This window comes from Conexibacter sp. S30A1 (assembly GCF_023330665.1).
In the GTDB taxonomy this organism is placed as follows: Bacteria; Actinomycetota; Thermoleophilia; order Solirubrobacterales; family Solirubrobacteraceae; genus Palsa-465.
Genome location: NZ_CP097127.1, coordinates 2,158,827 through 2,180,380, shown reverse-complemented (window position 1 = coordinate 2,180,380; position 21,554 = coordinate 2,158,827). Strand labels below are relative to the sequence as shown.

22 protein-coding genes are annotated in these 21,554 nt (G+C 69.3%); 13 read left to right on the top strand and 9 right to left on the bottom strand.

The features are described 5' to 3' along the window. Positions 1 to 233: 233 nt before the first annotated feature. On the top strand, positions 234 to 1,208 hold the full coding sequence (gene gmd, locus M3M54_RS10665; protein ID WP_249019028.1) for a GDP-mannose 4,6-dehydratase: 975 nt from the start codon (positions 234 to 236) through the stop codon (positions 1,206 to 1,208). 20 nt (positions 1,209 to 1,228) lie between these two features. On the opposite strand, the gene M3M54_RS10660 is transcribed toward gmd, so the two are convergent. Further along, positions 1,229 to 2,140, bottom strand: a complete 912-nt coding sequence (locus tag M3M54_RS10660; RefSeq protein ID WP_249019027.1) for an NAD(P)-dependent oxidoreductase — start codon at positions 2,138 to 2,140, stop codon at positions 1,229 to 1,231. Between the two features lie 765 nt (positions 2,141 to 2,905). After that, positions 2,906 to 3,469: an RNA polymerase sigma factor gene (locus M3M54_RS10655; protein ID WP_249019026.1), complete on the bottom strand. Its 564-nt coding sequence runs from the start codon at positions 3,467 to 3,469 to the stop codon at positions 2,906 to 2,908. A 105-nt stretch (positions 3,470 to 3,574) separates the two neighbouring features. On the opposite strand from M3M54_RS10655, the gene M3M54_RS10650 reads away from it, so the two are divergent. From M3M54_RS10650 to M3M54_RS10620, 7 genes are read left to right on the top strand one after another with little or no spacing between them, the layout of a single operon-like run. Further along, positions 3,575 to 3,865 carry a DUF6112 family protein gene (locus M3M54_RS10650; RefSeq protein WP_249019025.1) on the top strand — a complete coding sequence of 97 codons (291 nt, stop codon included), beginning with the start codon at positions 3,575 to 3,577 and terminating at the stop codon, positions 3,863 to 3,865. Continuing rightward, a complete protein-coding gene (locus M3M54_RS10645; RefSeq protein ID WP_249019024.1) occupies positions 3,862 to 5,124 on the top strand; it encodes a hypothetical protein in 1,263 nt (420 codons plus the stop codon). Before M3M54_RS10650 ends, M3M54_RS10645 begins: the two co-directional genes overlap by 4 nt. Next, positions 5,117 to 6,565, top strand: a complete 1,449-nt coding sequence (locus tag M3M54_RS10640) for an SCO6880 family protein (RefSeq protein WP_249019023.1) — start codon at positions 5,117 to 5,119, stop codon at positions 6,563 to 6,565. Before M3M54_RS10645 ends, M3M54_RS10640 begins: the two co-directional genes overlap by 8 nt. Continuing rightward, a complete protein-coding gene (locus M3M54_RS10635; protein ID WP_249019022.1) occupies positions 6,562 to 7,800 on the top strand; it encodes an ATP-binding protein in 1,239 nt (412 codons plus the stop codon). Before M3M54_RS10640 ends, M3M54_RS10635 begins: the two co-directional genes overlap by 4 nt. Then, the gene (locus tag M3M54_RS10630) at positions 7,790 to 9,349 is read left to right on the top strand and encodes a type IV secretory system conjugative DNA transfer family protein (RefSeq protein ID WP_249019021.1); all 1,560 of its coding nucleotides are present in this window, start codon (positions 7,790 to 7,792) and stop codon (positions 9,347 to 9,349) included. Before M3M54_RS10635 ends, M3M54_RS10630 begins: the two co-directional genes overlap by 11 nt. Then, complete coding sequence (locus M3M54_RS10625) at positions 9,346 to 9,705, top strand: hypothetical protein (RefSeq protein ID WP_249019020.1); 360 nt, start codon at positions 9,346 to 9,348, stop codon at positions 9,703 to 9,705. The genes M3M54_RS10630 and M3M54_RS10625 overlap by 4 nt, the downstream gene beginning before the upstream one ends. Beyond that, on the top strand, positions 9,705 to 11,102 hold the full coding sequence (locus tag M3M54_RS10620; protein WP_249019019.1) for a glutamate decarboxylase: 1,398 nt from the start codon (positions 9,705 to 9,707) through the stop codon (positions 11,100 to 11,102). The genes M3M54_RS10625 and M3M54_RS10620 overlap by 1 nt, the downstream gene beginning before the upstream one ends. A gap of 198 nt (positions 11,103 to 11,300) precedes the next feature. Here M3M54_RS10620 and M3M54_RS10615 read toward each other — a convergent pair whose 3' ends face one another. Together M3M54_RS10615 and M3M54_RS10610 are read right to left on the bottom strand one after the other, a co-directional pair. Continuing rightward, a complete protein-coding gene (locus M3M54_RS10615) occupies positions 11,301 to 11,804 on the bottom strand; it encodes a GNAT family N-acetyltransferase (protein ID WP_249019018.1) in 504 nt (167 codons plus the stop codon). After that, positions 11,801 to 12,085 carry a DUF1778 domain-containing protein gene (locus M3M54_RS10610; protein WP_249019017.1) on the bottom strand — a complete coding sequence of 95 codons (285 nt, stop codon included), beginning with the start codon at positions 12,083 to 12,085 and terminating at the stop codon, positions 11,801 to 11,803. Before M3M54_RS10610 ends, M3M54_RS10615 begins: the two co-directional genes overlap by 4 nt. A 532-nt stretch (positions 12,086 to 12,617) precedes the next feature. Between M3M54_RS10610 and M3M54_RS10605 the strand changes: the two genes are divergently transcribed. Then, on the top strand, positions 12,618 to 12,908 hold the full coding sequence (locus M3M54_RS10605) for a type II toxin-antitoxin system Phd/YefM family antitoxin (RefSeq protein WP_249019016.1): 291 nt from the start codon (positions 12,618 to 12,620) through the stop codon (positions 12,906 to 12,908). Positions 12,909 to 12,925: 17 nt separating this feature from the next. After that, entirely contained in the window at positions 12,926 to 13,177 is a 252-nt protein-coding gene (locus M3M54_RS10600) for a type II toxin-antitoxin system RelE/ParE family toxin (protein ID WP_371878663.1), read from the top strand. Here M3M54_RS10600 and M3M54_RS16960 read toward each other — a convergent pair. The 4 genes from M3M54_RS16960 to M3M54_RS10585 form a co-directional block, all read right to left on the bottom strand. Next, positions 13,095 to 13,382, bottom strand: a complete 288-nt coding sequence (locus tag M3M54_RS16960; protein WP_371878575.1) for a nitroreductase family protein — start codon at positions 13,380 to 13,382, stop codon at positions 13,095 to 13,097. The genes M3M54_RS10600 and M3M54_RS16960 overlap by 83 nt on opposite strands. A gap of 295 nt (positions 13,383 to 13,677) precedes the next feature. Further along, a complete protein-coding gene (locus tag M3M54_RS10595; protein ID WP_249019015.1) occupies positions 13,678 to 13,818 on the bottom strand; it encodes a hypothetical protein in 141 nt (46 codons plus the stop codon). 354 nt (positions 13,819 to 14,172) lie between these two features. Next, entirely contained in the window at positions 14,173 to 15,423 is a 1,251-nt protein-coding gene (locus M3M54_RS10590) for an ATP-binding protein (RefSeq protein ID WP_249019014.1), read from the bottom strand. A 239-nt stretch (positions 15,424 to 15,662) separates the two neighbouring features. Next, positions 15,663 to 16,688, bottom strand: coding sequence for a glycerate kinase (locus tag M3M54_RS10585; RefSeq protein WP_249019013.1), 1,026 nt, complete (start codon positions 16,686 to 16,688; stop codon positions 15,663 to 15,665). 37 nt (positions 16,689 to 16,725) lie between these two features. Between M3M54_RS10585 and ligD the strand changes: the two genes are divergently transcribed. Next, positions 16,726 to 17,727 carry a non-homologous end-joining DNA ligase gene (gene ligD / locus M3M54_RS10580; protein ID WP_249019012.1) on the top strand — a complete coding sequence of 334 codons (1,002 nt, stop codon included), beginning with the start codon at positions 16,726 to 16,728 and terminating at the stop codon, positions 17,725 to 17,727. Between the two features lie 51 nt (positions 17,728 to 17,778). Beyond that, on the top strand, positions 17,779 to 19,851 hold the full coding sequence (locus M3M54_RS10575) for a PAS domain S-box protein (RefSeq protein WP_249019011.1): 2,073 nt from the start codon (positions 17,779 to 17,781) through the stop codon (positions 19,849 to 19,851). On the opposite strand, the gene M3M54_RS10570 is transcribed toward M3M54_RS10575, so the two are convergent. Next, a complete protein-coding gene (locus M3M54_RS10570) occupies positions 19,832 to 20,785 on the bottom strand; it encodes an ATP-dependent DNA ligase (protein ID WP_249019010.1) in 954 nt (317 codons plus the stop codon). The two genes, M3M54_RS10575 and M3M54_RS10570, sit on opposite strands and share 20 nt — an antisense overlap. Before the next feature lie 33 nt (positions 20,786 to 20,818). Between M3M54_RS10570 and M3M54_RS10565 the strand changes: the two genes are divergently transcribed. Further along, a complete protein-coding gene (locus M3M54_RS10565) occupies positions 20,819 to 21,544 on the top strand; it encodes a metal-dependent transcriptional regulator (protein ID WP_249019009.1) in 726 nt (241 codons plus the stop codon). Positions 21,545 to 21,554: the final 10 nt, after the last annotated feature.

Genomic DNA, 21,554 nt, shown 5'->3' with positions numbered 1-21,554 from the left:
CTCGACTACCTCACCCAAGCCACGACCGCCGTCCGTCACGGACAGCCGGCACCCTCACCACTCGCCGCCAGCCCCTGACCCCGTTCCGAGCCTGCCGTCTCACACCAGCCTGGTGAACGGTGAACGCGCACGCGGCGAAGCCCTACGTGCAAGCCTAACTGAGTGGCCGCAGGCGTCAAACGCAGGCGTCGGGGAGTGCAGTTCCGGCCCAGCATCCGCTACTGTGGCGTTCGATGTCGAGTCGGCGTGCGCTTATAACCGGAATCACTGGGCAGGACGGCTCATACCTGGCGGAGTTCCTGCTGGAGCAAGGATACGAGGTGCACGGCATGGTCCGGCGGGCCTCCACCGAGAAGTTTGACCGAATCGACCACCTGCGCGACCGCGTGATGCTTCACCAGGGCGACCTGTTGGATCAGCGCTCGCTCGTCGACACGCTGCGCGCCAGCCGTCCCGACGAGGTTTACAACCTTGCAGCTATGTCGTTCGTCGCAACGTCATGGATCCAGCCCACGCTCACCGCAGAGTTTACGGGGACGGGAGTCACCAGGCTTCTGGAGGCGGTACGCGAGGTATGTCCCGAGGCGCGCTTCTATCAGGCTTCATCGAGTGAGATGTTCGGCAAAGTTCTCGAGGTGCCGCAGACGGAGGCGACGCCGTTTTACCCACGGTCGCCGTACGGCGTGGCGAAGGTCTACGGCCACTTCATCACCATCAACTATCGCGAGTCCTACGGGCTGCACGCCTCTAGTGGCATCCTCTTTAACCACGAGAGCCCCCGTCGTGGCCTTGAGTTCGTGACGCGGAAGATCACATGGCATGCCGCAGCGATCAAGCTGGGTCTGCGTAACGAGCTGTCGCTCGGGAACCTTGAGGCCAAGCGTGATTGGGGCTTTGCTGGGGATTACGTCAAGGCGATGTGGCTGATGCTCTCTCAGGACGAGCCCGCGGACTACGTGATCGCGACAGGCGAGACGCACTCGGTGCGCGAGTGCCTGGAGGTTGCCTTTGACCAAGCCGGGCTCTCCATCGATGATCACGTTCGCCTGGACTCGTCGCTGATCCGCCCAGCTGAGGTTGAGCATCTAGTCGGCGATTCCGGAAAGGCTCGCAAACGGCTGGGATGGGAGCCCGCTGTAGGCTTTGAGGAGCTGATCCGGATGATGGTCGACGCGGATTACCGCCTCCTGCGTGACGCGCGCCGTTAGCCGCTCGGCAGCGCCATAGCCTATGCGTCGCTACTCTGCTGGCGCCAGTACGCCAGCGTATCTGCGAGAGTGACCGGCAGCGCGATGGTTGGCTTCCAGCCGGTGTGTGTGCGGAGCTTCTCGTTTGACGCTCGGACTTCGATCGTGTCGGTTGGCCGCCTCAGAGCGGGATTGTGTAACACCTCGATCGGCACCGAGACAAGGTCCAGGAGGCCGTGGAGAATCTCTTCCCCGCTGAGTGTTGCGCCGCTCGATACGTTGTAAGTCTCGCCCCGGTGGCCTGCTGAGATCAGAGCCAGATAGGCGGCCGCGACATCACGCACATCGGTGAAGTCACGCTTGGTGCCGAGGTCGCCAACGCTCAGCCTGCCACCGCCGTTTCGCTCCAGCGCGGCAAGCTGGCTCGCTATGTCAGCCACCAAGTAGCCGGGTCGCTGCCCGGGCCCGACGTGGTTGAACGGCCGCGCGATGATCACATCCACGCCGCGCTCGAGGTAATAGGCTGCTAGTAGCTCTTGGGTGAGTTTGCTCACAACGTAAGGATTGCTCGATCTGGTGGCAGAGTCCTCTGTCAGCAGCGCGCTGCCGCCGGCGTAAACGGCGCCGGTGCTGACAACTAGCACACGTGGCGACGCGTTCTGTCTCAGCAACGACTCCATTAGGTTGATCTCCATGGTGGCATTGCTGCTCACGTACTCCGCGGCCTGAAGGAACGACGCGGACACCTGGGCCAGGCCAGCCAGGTGGATCACGGCTTCGATGTCGCGCAGATCGTGGGCGCTCACCTCCTCCCTGTTCCTCATGTCCACCGGCGTGGTGCCGGAGTCTGTCGCTGCAAGCCCCCAGGCAGTCACCTCGTCCCCACGGTCACGCAGGATCTGAACGACGTGGCGGCCGACGAACCCAGAGGCCCCTGTTACAAGCGTGTTCACGGCTGCTCGCTACTCCCCGTCCTTGGTCTGGAGGCCGTCGGTGCTGTTAGGGGCCTGCCGCGCGAGAGCAAGTCTAGGCGTGGCGAGATAACAGATTCGACCGATGGCCGGATGCCGTTCAAGGGCACCATGAGTTCAAACTCCTCCGGAGTCGCTTTGGCTGAGTTCCGTCTCAGCCATTATCGCCCGTACGGCGCATCCCGCGAGTGGCCCCCGTTTCGACCTAGCGATCAAGCCTTTGCGTCCGCCACGACGGTCGCCGGCGGACGCGTGCTCGGAGCGGTCTGTTACAACCGCTGGTGTGCCCGTAGCCCTCCCGAATCGAGGAATCGCGCCCACGGAGGGTCGGCGACGCGCGGAAGAGTGCCGCCTCCCAGGGCTTGGTCAGGGACCGCGCGGCGGCTGGCTCCGGTGAACGCCGCCCGCGTGTCCGGCAGTGAGTAGTAGGAGAGGTTCATCAGGTGCAGGACATTGGATCTGGCAGGGTTGAGCCACGCCAGGGTAGTAGACTGCCTCCAAAGTTGTTTGGCTGGTTCGTCCGAAGTTGCCCGTCGGGATGAGAGGGTTCGCACGGGCCACGAAAGCTAATTACCTGGAACCCGTGGGGTCGCTGCGTCGCGCCAGTTGTGGGGCCACCACGTACGGTGCGTTCATCCAGATGACCGCTTGGAGTGCACGAACTCCACTTGGGCCACAGCTCCGTCGGCGCGTGCGCCGCGACGTTCGACGATGGTCCACTGCGCGTACGGGTCGCCGCATCATGGCTCAATCCTCGGGCGTAGCGGCAATCGACAGTCGCCGCCGGGCGCGGGTGATCTGGCGGGTGACGGTACGGGGGCTGCAGCCGGTCGCCTGTGCGATCTCGGCGTAGTCGTAGCCAAAGCCGTGGAGCAGCAGGATGCGCTGCGCGCGGTCTGGCAGGCGTGAGACGCTCGCGATCCGTTCACGCAGCTCGCAGGCCTGGTCGGGGGCGGGACGGGGCGTGGCGGCGGCCAACTTCGTCTGGCCTCCGGCGCCGATGTGGTCAATGCCGAAGTCGACGCGCGCATAGGCGCGCTCACGGCGCAGAGCCCGAAGCGCGCTGCGCGTCGCGGGGGTTGAGAGCCAGCTCAGCTCGCTGCCCTGCCTGACCTGGTCGCTGTGGCGCAGCAGCGCCTCCCAGGCGGTCTGGCAGGCCTCCTCATACAGCCAGTCGGGCGCCCTGAGGTTCGTGGCCACGATGCGGCGCAGCTGCGCGGCCAGCCGCGGGTAGAGGTCTGCGACCCGTGCTCGTTGGTCGGGGCGCGGGGCGTCGGGCTGTGGCTCGACGGCCATGGATGGATAGCTCATCTCATCGCCAATTGAAACTAATTTGGCACAGTTGAATCTAGCTAGCTGAGGATTGGGACGCTAGCGTGCATGCTCAGTAGATGTCAACTAGAGAGGAGCGTGAGCGTGAACATTCCCATCGCCGGCGTCAGCGCCAGTCCCGATGCAAACGCCCTGCCGGGCAGCAACGTGCTTCAGCAGATCGTCAACGGCGTCGATGCCTGGGCGCTTGCGATCACGCTGATCGGCACGTTCGTCAGAGCGGCGATCTGGGCGGTCGCCTCCCACACCAGCAGCAACCACTACGCCGCCAGGGGGCGGATGGCGGCGCTGACCTCGGCTGGGGCGGCGCTTGTGATCGGCGCCGGGCCGGCGCTCGTGAACTTCTTCGCGCACCTGGGGGCGACGGCCAAATGAACCTCTATCCGCCCGGTGATGGGCTGGCCGGAGGGATCGAGGGCGGCTCGCCGCTCACGGGTGTGGTTGCGCAGACCGCTGACAGCGCGTCCAAGGCCGCGCTGCACGGGATCGCATCGTGGGTGCTGGGCGGCACCCAGGGCGCGCTGCGGGAAGTGGCCTCCGCGATCGGCGCGAACACCGAGCCCAACCTCAACAGCACCTGGTTCTCCTCCACCTACTGGCGGGTGGCGGCGCTGGCGGCGATGCTGACCATCCCGTTTCTGTGCGCGGCCGCGGTGCAGGCGGTTGCGCGCGGCGACATCGGCCTGCTCGCGCGCGCCGCCTTCACCCACCTGCCGCTGGCGCTGATCGGCGTCAGCCTGGCGGCGCCACTGACGATGCTGATGCTCGCGGCCACCGACCAGATGTCAGCCGCGGTCTCGGCGGGCGCGAGCACCGGCGCGGCACAGTTTCTGGACCACACGGCCGCGGTGGCGGGCTCGCTCTCGGGCTCTGTCACCGGGTCGGCCTTCCTCGCGGTTAGCGTCGGTCTGCTCGCGCTGGTCGGCGCGGTCGCGCTGGCGGTGGAGCTTCTGATGCGCGCCGCCGCGGTCTACGTGGTCGTGCTGATGCTGCCGCTTGCCTTTGCCGCCTTCGTCTGGCCGGCACGCCGCATCTGGGCAACGCGCACGGTCGAGCTGCTCGTATCGCTGATCCTCTCGAAGTTCGCGATCGTCGCGGTGCTGTCGCTGGCGGCGGCCGCCTTCAGCCAGGGCACTGGCGGCGTCGGTCAGGTGCTCGTGGCGATGACCCTGCTCTTGCTTGCGACCTTCGCGCCCTGGGCGCTGATGCGGATCCTGCCCTTTGCCGAACTGGCGGCCGGCGCCGCCGGTCTGTTGCGCGTGGAGGCGGTCGGAGCGCGAGAGCGAGCAGTCGGCAGCCTGGGGCAGGTCGGCCTCGCCGGCGAGCAGTTGGCCGCGATCCCGGCCAGGTTGCGAGATCACGCACGGCAGCTCAGCGCGCCCGCCACGGAGCCCGACGCTGGCGGGGAGCCCGACGCTGGCGGCTCACAACCACAGGAGGCCGGAGCGCAGGACGCGCAGGCGGCGACTGAGCCGGTAACGACAGCCCCGCACGCCGAGGGCATGTCGGCGCCTGACGGACCCGAGCCGGACGCTCGGGAGCAGACGGAAGCGCCAGCGCCCGCGTCGCCCAGGTCAACGGACGCGGCCGTGTCGCTGGATCCCGACAGCTTCAAAGGCGGCGTTGATGAGTGAGCGGGTGCGCTACCGCTTCGGGCCGCTCGAGCGCCGGGGGCTGCTCGGGCCGTTGCGCGCCGGACAGGCGCTCAGCCTGGCCGGCGCGCTGGTGGCGGCGGTGGTGCTGCTTGACAGCCTGGGCGGCGGCACAGGCGTGGTCTGCGCGCTGGCCGAGCTGATGTTCGCAACCGCGGTCGCGACCGCGCCGCTCGCGGGCCGTAGCCCCGTCGAGTGGGCGCCCGTGGGCGTCAGCTTCGCGCTGCGCACGGCGGCTGGTCACAGGCGCTTTTGCTCCCCCGCGCCGACAGCCGGACGCCCCGCGGCGCTCGCGCTGCCGGCCACGCTGCGCGGCGTCGAGCTCGTCACCCTCAGCCACAGGGCGCGCGAGATCGGTGCGCTGCACGAGCGGCGTGGACGCTGGCTGACGGCCGTGTTGGCCTGCCAGGCGGCGTCCTTTGCGCTGATCGACCCGGAGCTGCAGGAGCGGCGGCTGGCGGCCTGGGGCGCGGTTCTGGCTGCGACCGCGACGACCCCGCTCAGGCGCCTGCAATGGCTCGAGCGCACCACCCCGGCGCAGGGTGACGAGCTCGCACGCTGGCTGCACGGCGCCCGCGACCCGGAGCTGCCCGCGCGCGGCGCGCCGGTCGTTGAGTCCTACCTGGAGCTGATCGGACAGAGCACACAGGTGGCCCACGACCACGAGATCCTGCTTGCCATCCAGCTCGACACGACACGGTTTCAGGGCGGCAGGGACACCATCGCCGAGCAGGCACTGGAGCAGGTCGGCCAGCTCGCCCGCGGCCTCGAGACCGCCGAGATCAAGGTGCTCGGCGCGCTCTCGGCCGGCCATCTGGCGCGCGTGCTGCGCACCGGTTTTGATCCCTACGCGCGAGCTGAGCTCGCTGCGCTTGACACGCTCGGGCGCCGCGACGGCACCGGTGAGCAGGCGGCCGGCCCGGTTGCCACCAGCGAGGCGTGGGATCACTACCGCTGCGACGGTGCCCTGCACGCCACGCACTGGGTTAGCGCCTGGCCGCGGCTTGACGTCACGCCGATGTTCATGGAGGCGCTGCTGGCCGACTCAGACACCGTGCGCACCGTTGCGGTGACCTTCGAGCCGGTCGCACCGGAGCGCTCCGCCCGGGAGGTCGAGGCGGCCATCACGCGCGACCGTGCCGACAGCGAGCTGCGGCGCCGCTTCGGACAGTCTGAGACCGCGCGCCAGCGCCAGGCTCAGGAGGCCGCCGCGCGGCGCGAGTCGGAGCTTGCCGCCGGCCACAGCGAGGTGCGCTTCAGCGGCTTTGTGACCGTCAGCGGCGCTGATGAGGCGCAGCTGCGCCGCGCCTGTGCGCAGATGCACCGCCACGCCGCCCGCGCGCACCTCGAGCTGCGACGCATGTACGGGCAGCAGGCCGAGGCCTTCACCTTCACGCTGCCGCTCTGCCGGGGGCTGCGATGAGCGCCGCGACGCCCGCCCACCGCGTCACCACCCGCCACGCGCAGGCGCTCTACCCGTTCACCTCCGGCGGTGGTCTGGGCGGGCGCGGCGCCTACATCGGCCGTGACAGCGATGGCGGCGCGTTCTGCTTTGACCCCTGGGTGCTCTACGAGGACGGTGCGCTGGATGACCCCAACGCGATCGTGATCGGCAAGCTCGGCCAGGGCAAGAGCGCGCTGGTCAAGACGCTTTTGTGGCGGATGCTCCTGTTCGGGCGCCGTGCCTTCGTGCTCGACGTCAAGCGCGAGTACGGGCGGCTGTGTGAGAGCGTCGGCGTGAGGCCGCTGTCGCTATCACCGGGCGGCGGTCTGCGACTGAACCCGCTGAGCGCCCGGCCCGAGGAGCACGCGCAGACCGAGCTCTTGCGCGCGATCACGACGACGGCGATCGGCCAGACGCTCGAGCAGGTCGAGGCCGCAGCACTGCGCGAGGCACTGCGCGCCGTGCGTGCCCGCGAGATCGAGCCGACGCTCCCGCAGATCGCGGAGGTGCTCTTTGACCCGCCGGCCGAGCTGGCTGGGCGCCTGCAGACCACACCCGCGGCACTCGCCGCTGAGACGCGGCGGGCGGCGCTGGCGCTGCAGGATCTCTGTGAGGGGCCGCTTGCGGGGATCTTCGACGGGCCGACCTCGCCGGGCATCGACCTGGACGCGAGGCTTGTTGTGATCGACCTGCACGCCGTGCGCGACTCGCCCGCGGTCGGGATTCTGATGGCCTGCGCCGGCGCCTGGATGAGCGCCCAGCTCGCCCGCGACGCCGAGCGGCCCGGACGCGCACGGCTGATCAACGTCGCCGATGAGTCCTGGAAGATCATCCAGCACGGCGGCCTGGGGGAGTGGTTTCAGTCCAACTTCAAGCTCGCCCGGCAGTTCGGCGTGATGAACCTGGTGGTGCTGCACAAGCTCGGCGACCTGCAGGCGGCAGGCGACTCCGGCTCGCGGGCGGCGCGGATCGCCGAAGGGCTGATCGCGGACTCATCGACCAAGATCATCTATCACCAGGACGCGAGCCAGATCGAGCTCACGCGCGAGCTGCTCGGGCTCACGCGGACGGAGGCGCAGCTGCTCACCCAGCTTTCGCCCGGCCAGGCGCTCTGGCGGGTCGGCGCGCGGTCCTTCGTCGTGGCCCACCAGCGCTCAAGGATCGAGCGGCGGCTGACCGACACAGACAGCGGGATGCGGATCGATGGCCGCTGAGGCGCTGCCGCTGGCCGGTCTGCTGCTCGCGCTGGTGCTCTTCGCGCTGGCCGGCGAGCGCTCCGGTGACGGTCACTCTGACCGCGGCGCACGCTGGGCCAGGCCTCGTGACCTGGCCGCGCTGCACGCCCACGGGCGCACGGTGTCGCATGCGCTGGGGCGAGGCGGCGAACGGGAGGCCGCTGGCGCCAGCCGGCCAGCGGGCCGGCTGGCGCTCGGCTACAGCGGACGGCGGCTGTTGCGCGCCGAGGAGCGCCACGCGCTGGTCGCCTTCGGGCCGCCGCAGTCGGGCAAGTCGGCGGGGCTTGCGATCCCGGCGCTGCTCGAGTGGCAGGGGCCGGCGGTCGCCTCATCGATCAAGACCGACCTGCTCGGCGCGACGCTCGCACGCCGCCAGGCGCTTGGTGAGGTCTATGTCTTTGACCCGTTCGGGCTCGCCGGCGTGCCGGGGCAGACGTGGTCGCCGCTGCGCGGCGCGACCAGCTGGGACGGCGCCCTGGAGGTTGCCTGGCGGCTTGCGGCGGCGGGCGAGCTTGACCAGCGTGGGGTCGAGGGCGGCGACTTCTGGGCGGTCGCCGCCGAGCAGCGGCTGGCACCGCTTCTGTATGTGGCGGCGCGCACCGGCGCTGGGATCGAGCAGGTCGTAGCCTGGGCCTACGGCCAGGGCACACGGGCGCTTGACGGCGCGCTGGATGACCTGCTGGCCCGCGCGTCAGGCAGCCGCGAGCGCGCGGATACGCGCGCGGCCTATGAGGCGGTCAGGGCATTTGAGGCGCAGGCCGACCGCACGCGGACATCGATCGAGGCGACCGCGCAGACGCTGCTGCGCGCCTACCGCTTCACGCGCGTGGCGCGCTCGGCCGCGGGCTGTGAGATAACCGCCGAGCGGCTGCTCGGCTCGTGCGCGACGCTCTATCTGATCGGCGACGCCAAGGCCTCAAAGCTGCTTCGGCCGATCTTTTTGGTGCTGCTCTCGGAGATCGTCGACGGCGCCTACGAGCTTGCCAACAGCCTCGGCGGGCGGCTCGAGCGGCCACTGTTGATCTGCCTGGACGAGGCCGGCAACGTGGCACCGCTGCCGAACCTGGCGGAGATCGCCTCAACCGCACCCAGCCACAACATCCAGCTGATCTCGATCTTCCACGACCTGGCGCAGGCACGCAGCCGCTACCGCCAGCAGGCCGAGACGGTTGTAAACAGCCACAGGGCGCGGATGCTGTTGCCGGGAGTGGCCGACCTCGAGACGCTGCGCTACTTCTCGGGGCTGGCGGGCGAGGAGGAGCGTCGCGAGCTGACGCGCACCAGTGGCCGTGACGGCTCGAGCCGCTCCTACGGCCACAGGCGGGCACCGCTGATCTCACCCGAGGCGCTGCGCCAGCTGCCCGAGGGGCATGCGCTGCTGCTCTACGGGCGCCTTGCGCCGGTGCGTGTGCGGCTGCGCACCTGGTTTGATGACCGCCGACTGCGGCGGCTGGCGGTCGGGCGGGCAGATGACGGCCGCAAGGATGGCGGTCGGTCGGATCGTGGCTGGGCGGCGGGCGGGCTATGAGGCCGCCGCTCGAGGACCCTGCGCTCTGCCGCGAGTGGTTTGAGGACCTGTGGCTCGATGTCTGTAGGCTGCGCGAGCGCTACCTGCTGCCGGTGCGCACCCGCTGGTGGGAGAGTCCGCTACAGGTCGAGGCCCTGGCGGCACTGGCCGCGTGGGTGGCGCGCTATGACAGCGGCGAGTGGGATGATCCGCCGGGCAAGCTCGCCCTGCTTTATGACCTGGAAAGGGTGTCCGCGATGCTGAGAGATGGAAACGCTCCGTTTCACCCGGAGCGTGACCGCGCCGCCTTCAGCGTGTTTGTAGCGGCGCTGACCGGGCAGGGTGTCAGCGAGCAGGCAAACCGCGAGGAGAAATGATGGCCCTATCCACCCACAGGCACAACGGCCACCGCCACCAGCAGCCGGCGGCGGCGGTCCATCAGCACCGCCCGGAGCCGCTGATGCCGCTGCGCTCGCTGCCCGATCACGGGCTCGGGGAGCAGACAAGCTACGAGCTGATCTCAAGCGAGCTGCTGCTCGACGGACAGGCACGGCTGAACCTGGCGACCTTCGTGACCACCTGGATGCCGTCGCTGGCCGGACGCCTGATGGACGAGACCGCCGACAAGAACATCATCGACAAGGACGAATACCCGCAGACCGCCGCGATCGAGGAGCGCTGCGTAAACATAATCGCCGACCTCTGGCACGCCGACCCGGATGAGCAGGCGACCGGCTGCTCGACCACGGGATCGAGCGAGGCGGCGATGCTCTGCGGGCTGGCGCTCAAGTGGCGCTGGCGCGAGCGCATGCGGGCCGCGGGCAAGCCGACCGACCGGCCAAACCTCGTGACCGGCGCAAACGTCCAGGTCTGCTGGGAGAAGTTCATGCGCTACTGGGACGTTGAGCCGCGCCTTGTGCCGATGGAGGGCGAGCGCTACCACCTGTCAGCGGCGGAGGCGATCGCGCGCTGCGATGAGAACACGATCGGCGTGGTGGGCGTGCTCGGCTCCACCTTCGACGGCAGCTACGAGCCGATCGCGGAGATCGCCGCGGCACTGGACGATCTCAAGGCACGCACCGGCCTTGATGTGCCGCTGCACGTGGACGCCGCCTCCGGTGGCTTCATCGCACCGTTTTTGCAGCCTGAGCTCGAGTGGGATTTCAGGATCCCGCGCGTGCAGTCGATCAACGCCTCGGGCCACAAGTACGGCCTGGTCTACCCGGGTGTCGGCTGGGCGATCTGGCGCAACCCGCAGGCGCTGCCCAAGGACCTGATCTTTGACGTCAACTACCTGGGCGGGCACATGCCGACCTTCGCGCTGAACTTTTCCCGCCCCGGCAGCGAGGTGATCGCCCAGTACTTCATGTTCACGAGCCTCGGCCGCCAGGGCTACACGCGCGTGCTGCAGAACGCCCAGGACGTGGCGCTGACGCTCTCAGACGGGATCGCGCAGATGGGCCCCTACCGGCTGCTCAGCCGCGGTGACGAGCTGCCGGTGTTCGCCTTCACGCTCAAGGACGAGGTGAAGAACTACACGGTCTTTGACGTCTCCGACCGCCTGCGCCAGCGCGGCTGGCTGGTGCCCGCCTACACCTTCCCGGAGAACCTCGAAGATCTAAGCGTGCTGCGGATTGTGGTGCGGGCGGGGATGACGCTCGACATGGCCGAGACGCTGCTTGAGCAGCTGCGCGAGGAGACCGAGGAACTCGAGTCCCTCGACGGCCCGCTGCCGCACACAAAGCGCGGGGCACTTCAGGCGTTCAGCCACTGAGCGGCGGCGCCGTTGATGCTGCAGCCAAGCACGATCGGCCCGAGCAGCACGCCGGAACCCGGTGGGCGAGACGCCGTAGGCGGCATGCAACGAGACCGGAAACGTAAGTCCGTCTCTTCCATTGCTTGGCCGAGCGTATCGACGGCTGTTACGGGTGCCATCGGTGCGGCAATGGGACTGGCGTTGGCATCCGAATGGCTATCGGAGCAGGTTGCGCACGTTGGCGATCTTCACGACGAGCCGATGCGGGTTGCCCTTCACCGGCGTGAAGTCGTAGTGACGGTAGAAGCTCGCCGCGGCGGCGTCGAGCGCATCCACGACCACCAGTCGGCCGCCCCCAGCCTCGGCGGCGCGCGCGGCTCGGCTCAGAGCATCGACGAGCACCTGCCCGCCGTAGCCAAGCCCGCGAAGGTCGGCGTGCACCGCCAAGCGAGCGAGTAGGTAGCCGGGCACAGTGGTGTAGCCCGACGACTGGCCGCGCGAGAGAACATCACGAGTCACCTCGGTCGGCGCCAGCGAGAAGTACGCCCAGATCTTCTCGGGCGCTTGCGCGCTGACCCACACGAACGTGCGGGCCGTGCCCGCTTGCTGCGCCCGCAGTGCGTGGTCGGCCAGCCAGGCGTTCAGCGACGAGACGCCACAGTCGAAGCCGGCGACGTCATGGTGGTCCGAGAGCGCGACAGATTGGTACTCAGCGCTCAACGCGCGACGAAGCGTCGCGGCCGCGCAAACGCCCGAGCCAGGTTCGGGGCGTCATCCGCAGTGTCGAGTGCCGCGACCAACGCGTCGAACTGCTCGGCGGGCATGAGCGTGCGGTCCGACCGGGCCTGAACGTGTTGGGCCCGCTCAAGCACCGCGTGCCTGACGAACTCAGTGGTGGTGGTGTGCTCCATCGCCGCCGCCGCCGTGATGGCGTCCTTGTCCTCGGGGGAGACGCGTAGCTCGATGCGTTCGGTCTTGCTAATGCCGTCATTGTACGACATCCGTCCGTACGCTGCCGTCGCCCTCGGTCGGTGTCGGTCCAGCCGCGCCCGGTGAAGCTGGCGGATCGCCTGGGTAGCGGCTCGCAGGCCGAGCAGCGGTCCTGGAGTGTGCTCACCGCGTTGCGCCACAGGCTGGTTAAACGTGCCCGCGCCGCGAGGTTCAGTGGGCGGAGAGAGCTGCATCGAAGATTCATATACAAGTTGCATGCTCTGCGCGTGGCTCGTAAAGACGCCACTGGACGGTTGCGCGATTGGCAGTCTGCCGACGCTACGCAACGATCCCCGCAAGCACCTCGACTAATCCCTCGCCTCACCCGGGCAGATCGCCGCGACCGACGGCAAGCGGCTCGTCGTGTTCATCGACGCGTTCCAAGCGGTGCAACGGATCGGTGAGAACGCGGGCGGGGGCGGCGCGAGGCGGGAAACAGGGGTCTGTATTCGTTGAGACTCGTCCGCAAAGAAGAGCGCGACCCAAGGACCGGGCACCTGTCCGCTGTTGAAGATGGCCCACGCGGTGACTATGATTCTGGTCATGGCTGAGACGATGTCGCTTGCGAGCGCGAAGGCCAGGTTCTCCGAGTTGGTCGCTCGCGTGGAGCGCCAGCAGGATCGCGTGATCGTCACGCGCAACGGCAAGCCGGCCGCCGTCGTGATCAGCGTGGACGACCTCGAGAGCCTCGAGGAAACGCTGGCCGTTATGTCAGACGCCGGCCTGGTGGCTCAGATCCAGGAGAGCCTGTCGACGGCAGCCGCAGGCGACGCAGGGGTCGGCCTTGACGATCTGAGGGCTGATCTGCAGTCGCGTCGAGCGACCAAGCGGTGAACGAGCCGGTCTGGCGGATGGCTGTAATGCCGCCAGCTCGCCGCGAGTTCGACAGGCTCCCAATCTCGGTCGCAGCCGCGGTTCTGGAAACGCTCGACGCGATCGCCGAAAACCCTCGACGGTTGGGTAAGCCGCTGATGTTCGAACACCAGGGACGGTTCTCGGCCAGGCGCGGGCCCTATCGGATCATCTACGAGCTCGATGAACCTCAACACCTCGTTCGCGTAGTCGCGATTGGCCATCGACGCGACGTTTACCGCCAGCGCTGAGGAACTGCTCTGCGTACCGTGCAGGGAGCGAAGTCGGGTAGGGCGGCGCCGGCAGCCGATCCCATTGATCGGCCGGCGCGACCCGTCGTCGCACCCGAGCCTTCAAATCGTCGAGTCGCTCACCAGAGCGCACGTGGACGAGCCACGGTTGAAGGTTCCCGCCTGACGGGGCTTGCAGGGCCTGCTCAAGTACCTTCCAAAACACGGTGGCCGGTGACCACGGTGGGCCCCGGTCGCTGGCCGCGACGGCGTTTGGTGAAGGTTGAGGCGCTCCGGCGCGCGGCGGCTTGCGCCCTGTCTCGGCGAGAGGTCTCTCGCCCCCGATGAGCGGCCTCTCGCCCCCCAAAGCTCGTGTTCGTGCGGTGATTTGGGGGCCAGAGGCTGTTGGCCAAAGTCCCGACACGCAGCGCGGCCAATGGGTGCGTTACCGGGATGTGGCGAGAGGCCCCGTCCTTAGGGCGGTGATGAGTTTTCACACACCGTCCCGCTGGTGTGGGCGGCTACTGCTTCGTCTCGGTCGGGAACATCGACTGCACGAGGAACTGAGCCTTTGCCTTTAGCTGGTCGGGCCCGATCACACGTTTCGCGATCGCCAGCACGTCCTCGGCGGCGCGGGCCGGGGGCACACACAGGCTGCGCAAGCAGACGGATGTCGTCCTCGTCGCGGTCGATCCGAGACGCGTGCACCTTCAGCGCGCGCAGATACTCGGGCGACGCGGCGCTCACCACGAGCCCGGGGGCGTCCATCGCTGTTAGGGCGTTCGGGTCCGGACCAGGCAGGAACGCCTTGACGCCGTCGTTCAGCCAGTCGGTGGGGATGTCGGGATGCGACTACGCCCTCGTCCCGCACGGGTGGCGACGACGGCGATCAGCTTGCCCGTGCCGCGCGTGGAGCCCACCAACGCGTCGCGCCGCGCGGGCGCGATCAGCTCGAGCCCGCCGGCGCTCATCACCCCGAAGTCAGAGCCGTCACCCTCCGACGAATCAAGCGTCTGTCATCCAAGCTCCCATAGGGCGCAGACCGGTGCGCCGTAGAGCCGATCGGCGTAGCGGTAACCGGCCGTCCCGGTGTTCAGCACGATGCCAGCGAGGAATCGGTCACCGAGCCGGTCACGCAGCCGACTCAACCCGCGGAATTGCTTCGCCGTGAACGAGATCGCGGACTTCACCTCGACGCCGATGACAGAGCCGTCGTCAAACTCGACGACGAGATCGACCTCATCGCCGTCACGGTCGCGATAGTGAAACACGTCGAAGCGGCGTGTGGACCAGGAGCGCTGGCGCAGGAGCTCTGCGACGACGAATGCCTCAAGCATCGCGCCAAATGCCTCGCCGTACTCCAGACGTGCCAGCTGGCCCGGGGTGAGCCTGGCCAGCCACATCGCGACAGCGGAGTCGATGACGATGGTCTTCGGGCGCCCGATCTCGCGTTTGGCGATGTTCGGCGTCCATGGCGGGATGCGGGCGATGAGCCAGGCGTCGTGGAGCAGGTCGAGGTAGCCGGTGATAGTCCGTGTCGGCACAGCGGTTTCGTCGGCAACCTTGGCCTTAACCAGTTCGGCTGACTGGCGGCCTGCGAGAGTGCGCAGGAGCGACATCGACCGGGCCGGACGCACCTCCCGTCTGAGCTCGAGGAGGTCGCGTCCGACGATGCCCTGCAGATATCCGTCGATCCACGCGCTGCGCACCCGCTCCGATGCGGTCCGCAGCTCCGGATAGGCGCCGACGGCGAGCATCTGCGCGTAGTCCGTTCGGGTTAGCGTCGAAGTGAGAGCTGGTATCGACTCCGGGCCGCGGGCGAACGCGGCGGCGAAATCGTCGTTGCGGCCTCTCACTTCGCCCTGGCTGAGGCCGTAGAGCGGCAGGCGAGCGATTCGGCCCGCGAGACTGTCCGCGGTTCCTCTGACGCGCAGCAGGCTCGACGAGCCGGTCAGGATGAACCGGCCGGGCCGACGGTTGGCGTCGATCGCTGCCTTGACCGCAAGTATCAGCTCGGGCAGGCGCTGGATCTCGTCGATCACCAGTTGCCGCCCACCGGCCTCGGCCACCAGGCCCACAGGATCGGCGGCCGCTGCCGCGCGCGTTTGCTCGTGATCGAGGTTTCGCAGTACGGCGTCCGGCTCGGCGATCTGTGAGGCGAGCGTGCTCTTGCCGACCTGCCGTGCCCCTTCGATGACAAGGCCCGGGAAATGCTCCAGCAACTCTGACGCGACCGCGGCCGCGTGCCTGGTGATGAGTGCAGTCATGCCCGCACCCTACCTGAACTCGCCGATTTGTTGGCATTAACTCGCCGATTCGCGGCACTAAATTCGCTGAAATGCGCTCATGAGGCGTGATCGTTCGTGTCTGCACGGCACATCGGCACAGGCCCCTGCCCAAGTTCAGTTCGCGCTGAGCGGCCTGGTATCGAGAGCTGCATTTCTCGGTCGCGGTCCAGTGCCACGACGATCGCTCTGGCGCTCAGCTCGGCTGGTGCGTGCGCCGCTCAGCGGCTGCGAGGCGACTGTGCCTGCATCGTCGCGCCGATCTGCGCCCCGGCCGCCTCGATCTGCGCAAGCGTCGAGGCTTCGAGCACGAGCTGCAGGTCGAGGATCCGCAGGTCAAAGTCGGATACGGCGTTCTGGCCGACCACGGCGTGGCAGGGCACGCCAGCCTGCCGTGCGCGCGTGGCGACCGCTGCGACCAGCTTGCCGGCGAGGCTCTGGCGGTCAAGGCGCCCCTCGCCAGTGATCACCGCGCGGGCGGCGCGCATGCGCGCGTCAAAACCTGTGGCCTCGAGCACGAAGCCCGCGCCCGCGACGAGCTGTGCGCCGTGGCGCGCCCACAGCCCGCCGGCCAGGCCGCCGGCCGCCCCGGTCATCGGCACGCCGCGAGGGTCGCGGGGCAGCGCCGTGGCCTGCCGCGCGAGTCGCTTGCTGAGCTCGCGCACCTGCTCGGCATCGGCGCCCTTCTGCGGTGCGAAGACCTCTGCGGCAACCTCAAACGGGGTGCGCACGTCGCAGAGCACGACCAGCCGCGCGTCCCCGACCCCGCGCCGCTCGTCAAGCGCCGCAAGCGCGCCCGCGCCCGCGTCGGTGGTGGCGCTGCCGCCGGCCGCCACATACACGGTGTGCGCCCCCGCCTCGAGTGCCGCGGCGATCAGCTCGCCGGTGCCGCGCGTGGAGGCCGCAAGCGCGTCGCGCTGCGCGGGCGCGACCAGGTCGAGCCCGCTGGCGGCGGCCACCTCCACCACCGCCACACCGTCTACGCCGATGCCGAAGCCAGCCTCGAGCGGCCGCCCCAGCGGGTCGCTGACCAGGGCGTGACGCACCTCCAGCCTGAGCGGCGCGGCCAACGCCGCGAGCGTACCCTCGCCCCCGTCGGCCAGCGGGCAGCACTCGGCTGGTTGCCCGCTGGCAACCAGCCCTCGCTCAAGCGCCTGGGCCACCGCGAGCGCCGAGAACGTGCCCTTGAAGCTGTCGGGTGCGACCAGTGCGCTGGTCGGCAGGCCACGTATGCGCGTGTGCGTCATGGCGCCATGCTGTCAGGCGCGTCATGCTGTGGGCAGCATGGCTGAGCAGGTGATGATCGAGGCGGCCGGGCGGGAGGTCCCGCTCTCCAACCCGCAGAAGGTCTTCTTCCCGGCCTGCGGGGTGACCAAGCTCGACCTGGTCCGCTACTACCTGGAGGTCGCCGACGCGATCCTGATCCAGCTGCGCGACCGCCCAACGGTGCTCAAGCGCTACGTCAACGGCGCCGGTGAGGAGCCGTTCTTCCAGAAGCGGGTGCCCGACTCGGCGCCGGAATGGCTGCAGACCGCGACCGTCACCTTTCCGAGCGGCCGCTCCGCCCGGGAGCTCTTACCCAATGACGCCGCCCACCTGGTCTGGGGCGTCAACCTCGGCGTGATTGACTGGAACCCCTGGCCGGTCCGGGCCCCGGACCTGGACCATCCCGACGAGCTGCGCGTCGACCTCGACCCGACGCCGCAGGCGAGCTTCGCCGATGTCCGCACCGTGGCGCTGTGCGCGCGCGAGGTGCTCTCAGAGCACGGGCTGGTCGGCTTCCCGAAGACCAGCGGCTCGCGCGGCATGCACATCAACGTCCCGATCCTGGCAGAGCACGAGTTCGGCGCCGTGCGCCGCGCGGCGCTCGCGCTCGCGCGCGAGGTCGAGCGGCGGCTGCCCGAGCTGGCCACCAGCAGGTGGTGGAAGGAGGAGCGCCACGGCGTCTTCATCGACTACAACCAGAACGCCCGGGACCGCACCGTCGCCTGCGCCTACAGCGTGCGCGCAACGCCCGACGCGCGCGTCTCCACGCCGCTTGAGTGGAGCGAGGTGCCCGACGTCGATCCCGGCGAGCTGCGCATCGACACGGTTCCGGCGCGGCTTGCCGAGCGCGGTGACCCGGCGGCCGGAATCGCTGCGGCGGCTCGACCGCTGGCGAGCCTGCTCGAGCTGGTGGCCCTCGACGAGCAGCGTGGGCTCGGGGATGCCCCCTGGCCGCCGCAGTACGCCAAGGCGCCCGGAGAGCCGACACGCGTGCAGCCGAGCAGGGCGCGACGTCAATGAGCAAATGTAATAGCGTTCTCACTTCGACTATTGGAATCGCAGCCTGCGAAGTTGAGTGATAACGACATCGGCGTTCTGCTGGCCACCCCCGCGGAGGAGGTGGCTGTGCACCTGCGCGCCGTGCTCGAGCAGGTCAAGCAGGTAAGCGCGACCAACGTGACGGTTTCGGTCGTGGGCTCGGCTGGTGCGGCGGTCGCGTCGCTGCACCGTGCCCCGTCGCAGGTCACGATCGTGGACATCGGCGACGGCAGCCAGTCCGGCCTCGAGGCGCTGCGGCTGGTCGCCTCCAGCGCTCACGCCACGGCGATCATCGCCCTGACCTCGAGCGCGGAAGATGCGGTGGCACAGGCCGCCTTTGCGTGCGGCGCTCAGGAGTGCCTGCTGGTCGGGACCACCGACCTCGAGCCGGCACGCCTCGGCCGCTCGCTGCGCGCCGCGCTGGCGCGCAGCGCGCATGACTCCAGCCGGCCGCTTGCCACCCTCATCGACCTGTCATCGGACGCGATCATCACGATCAGCCGCAGTTTGCTCGTGACCCGCTTCAACGCCGCCGCCGAGCGCCTCTTCCGGCGGGCGGCGAGCGAGATCATCGGGCGTCCGGTGGGACTGCTGCTGCCAGCTGGCGAGCGGCAGGAGCGGATCGCGTTGTTCGAGCGCGTGCTCCAGGGTGAGACGATCGAGGCGCACGAGACCGTCTACACGATGCGTGACGGCCGCCGCGTGATCATGTCGGCCTCCGGCTCGCCCGTGCTCGACGCCTCCGGCGAGGTGGTCGAGACCTGCCTGATCATCCGCGACGTCACCGAGGCGGTCACCGCCCGCCTGCGTCTCACCGAGCAGCAGCGGCTGCTCGAGAGCAGCCAGGCCGCCGGGCGCATCGGCAGCTGGGCGGCTGACCGCCTGACCGGGCGGATGGACTGGTCTGCGGAGCATTACCGGTTGCTGCGCCGCGACCCGGCGCGCGGGCCGGCACGGATCGTTGAGCTGATCGACCTCTTCCACCCCGACGATCGCGAGATGGTACTCAGCTGCTTTCACCGGGACGCAAGCTTCGTGTGCGAGGCGCGTTTCATCGCCGACCCGCAGGACGTCCGGATCTTCCGTTTGCGCGCCGAGTTCGTCCCGCGCGAGGACGGCCAGCCGGGCAGGCTGCTCGGCATCACCCAGGACGTGACCGAGGAACGGGCCGAGCAGGCGGCGCGAGCGCAGGCTGAGGAGCAGTTGCGCCGCGCCTTTGACGAGGCGCTGATCGGCATGTCGATCGCCGACCTAAACGGCCGTCCACTGCGGGTCAACCGCGCGCTGTGTGAGATCTTCGGGATGAGCGAGCAGGAGCTGTTGGCTACCACCTTCGGTGAGCTGACCCATCCTGACGACCGGGAGGGGGATGTCCTCGTGGCGGAGGCGCTGCTCTCCGGGTCGCAACGCCACCACGTGCGCGAGAAGCGCTACAGGCACGCAGACGGGCACACGATCTGGGCCGAGCTGGGGCTCTCGCTGATCACCGACTCCGCCGGTCGGCCGCTGCACTTCATCGGCCAGCTGCAGGACGTGACCGAGCGCCGGGCCCGCCTGGAGGAGCTGCGCGAACTCGCCGACCACGACCCGCTCACCGGTCTGCTGAACCGCCGTGCGTTCGGGCGCGAGCTGGAGGGACACCTCACCCGCTGCCAGCGCCGAGGTCTGAGCGGCGCGCTGCTGATGTTCGATCTGGACGACTTCAAACAGCACAACGACACCCTTGGCCACGGCGCCGGCGACGAGCTGTTGGCTGCGGTTGCCGTTGCTGTCAGGGCACGACTGCGCGCCAGCGATGTGACCGGCCGCCTGGGTGGCGACGAGTTTGCGGTGCTGCTGCCCGACGCCGACCAGGGCACCGCGCTGCTGGTCGCCGAATCACTGCTTGCGCAGATCGGGGCGGCGGCGCAGGCGGCCGGTGCCGGTTCGCTCAGCGCGAGCATCGGCCTTGTCTGTCTTGAGCGGCTCACGGCGCCGACACCCGATGCGGTCCTGCGTGCGGCCGACCAGGCGCTGTATGCGGCCAAGCGCGCCGGTCGCAACCGCCTGGCCCAGTGGCAGGCGGATGTCGCGGGCCGCGCCGGGCTCACTGATACAGCTGGCTGAGTGAACAGTCACGCGCGGGCTTGTCCTCGCGCCAGCGCAAAAGCTTCGTGCCGTGGCGGATGCGCCCTGCGCTCTGCTGCTCGAAGCTGACCTCCACCACCAGCTCGGGGCGCAGCTCGATCCACTCAAGCTCCTTCTCGCCCTTCCAGCGGCTCGCCTCGCCACGCCCGCGGGCGCCAGTCTCATGGGCGGCGAGGCGCTCGCGGAGAGTGCGTTTCTCAGCCGGCCTGATCCCGGAGCAGTGGCCGACCACTCGCAGTGCCCCGTCCTCGTCATACAGCGCGAGGATCAGCGAGCCGACCGTGCCAGGCTCCTTGCCGGGGCGGTAGCCGGCCAGCACCGCGTCCAGCGTGCGGGTGCGCTTGACCTTGACCATCGCGGTGCGCTTGCCGGCTGCGTAGGGGAAGGACAGGCGCTTGGCGACCACGCCCTCGGCCGCGTGCAGCCAGCGCTCGGCCGCGGCGGCGTCGGCCGTGCTCGGCGCGAGCGCGACGGTGCCCAGCTCAAGCGCCTCAAGCCGCGCCCGGCGCTTGAGGAAGGGCAGCTCGAGCAGCGCCTCATCGTCGTGGGCGAGCAGGTCAAAGGCGACGTAGCGGGCCGGTGTCTCGTGCGCGAGCCGCTCGATCCGCGAGGCCGCAGGGTGAATGCGCGCCGCCAGCGCGTCAAAGTCCTCCGGCTCGCCGGCGCCGGGAACCGAATCGATCGCGATCTCGCCGTCCAGCACGTAGCGCCCCGGCGGGAAGCGCAGCTCCGGGAAGTAGCGCTCGAGCGGCCGCCCGGCGCGCGATTGCAGCGCGAGCGCCTCCCCGTCGACGAACGCGAGCGCCCGGAAGCCGTCGTACTTCTGCTCATACACCCAGTCCTCGCCCGTTGGCAGGCGCTCGGCGCCGCGGGCGAGCTGCGGCTCGATCGGCGGCTCGAGCGGGAGCGTCATGTGGCCGGATCCTAACGGCTAGGATCAGCGGCGATGCCCCGGTCAAACGCGCACGCCACCGCCGGCGAGGAGGAGTATCTGCAGTCGCTCTTCTGGCTCCACGAGGCCGGCCTGCCGCTGACCGCCGCCAACCTCGGCCGGGCGATGCGGCTCTCAGCGCCCACGGTCTCGGAGATGGTCGGCCGGCTCGAGCGTGATGGCTACATCACCCGCGATGGCGACCGCACGATCCACTTCACCGATTCCGGCCGCGCCGACGCGCAGCTGATCGTCTCCCGCCACCGGCTGATCGAGCGCTTCCTGACCGATGTGGTCGGCGTGCCGTGGGACGATGTGCACGAGGAGGCCGAGCGGCTCGAGCACGCGATGACGCCGAGGTTTGAGGCGTACGTGAGGGCAAGTGTCGGCGACGCCGACACTTGCCCTCACGGCCATCCGATCCGCGTCGGTGAGCGGATCCAGGGCGTGCCGCTGGCCGACTGTGAGGTTGGCGCCAGGATCACCGTGCTGCGGCTCGAGAACGAGGCCGAGGACCTCCTGCACCACCTGATGTCCCAGCGTGTTCATCCCGGCCTGGGCGCCGTGGTGACCGCCAAGGACACGGAGCTGATCACGATCGCGCCGCAGGCCGGTGGCGAGCCTACGAGCCTGACGATCAGCGTGGCCGAAACCGTCTCTGTGACGGCCGAGCCCTCGCCGCCGCCGCGCACCGCGCTGCCCGAGCAGCTCGTGCTGGGACAGGGCCGCTACGGGCGTTAGGCCCGGCAGG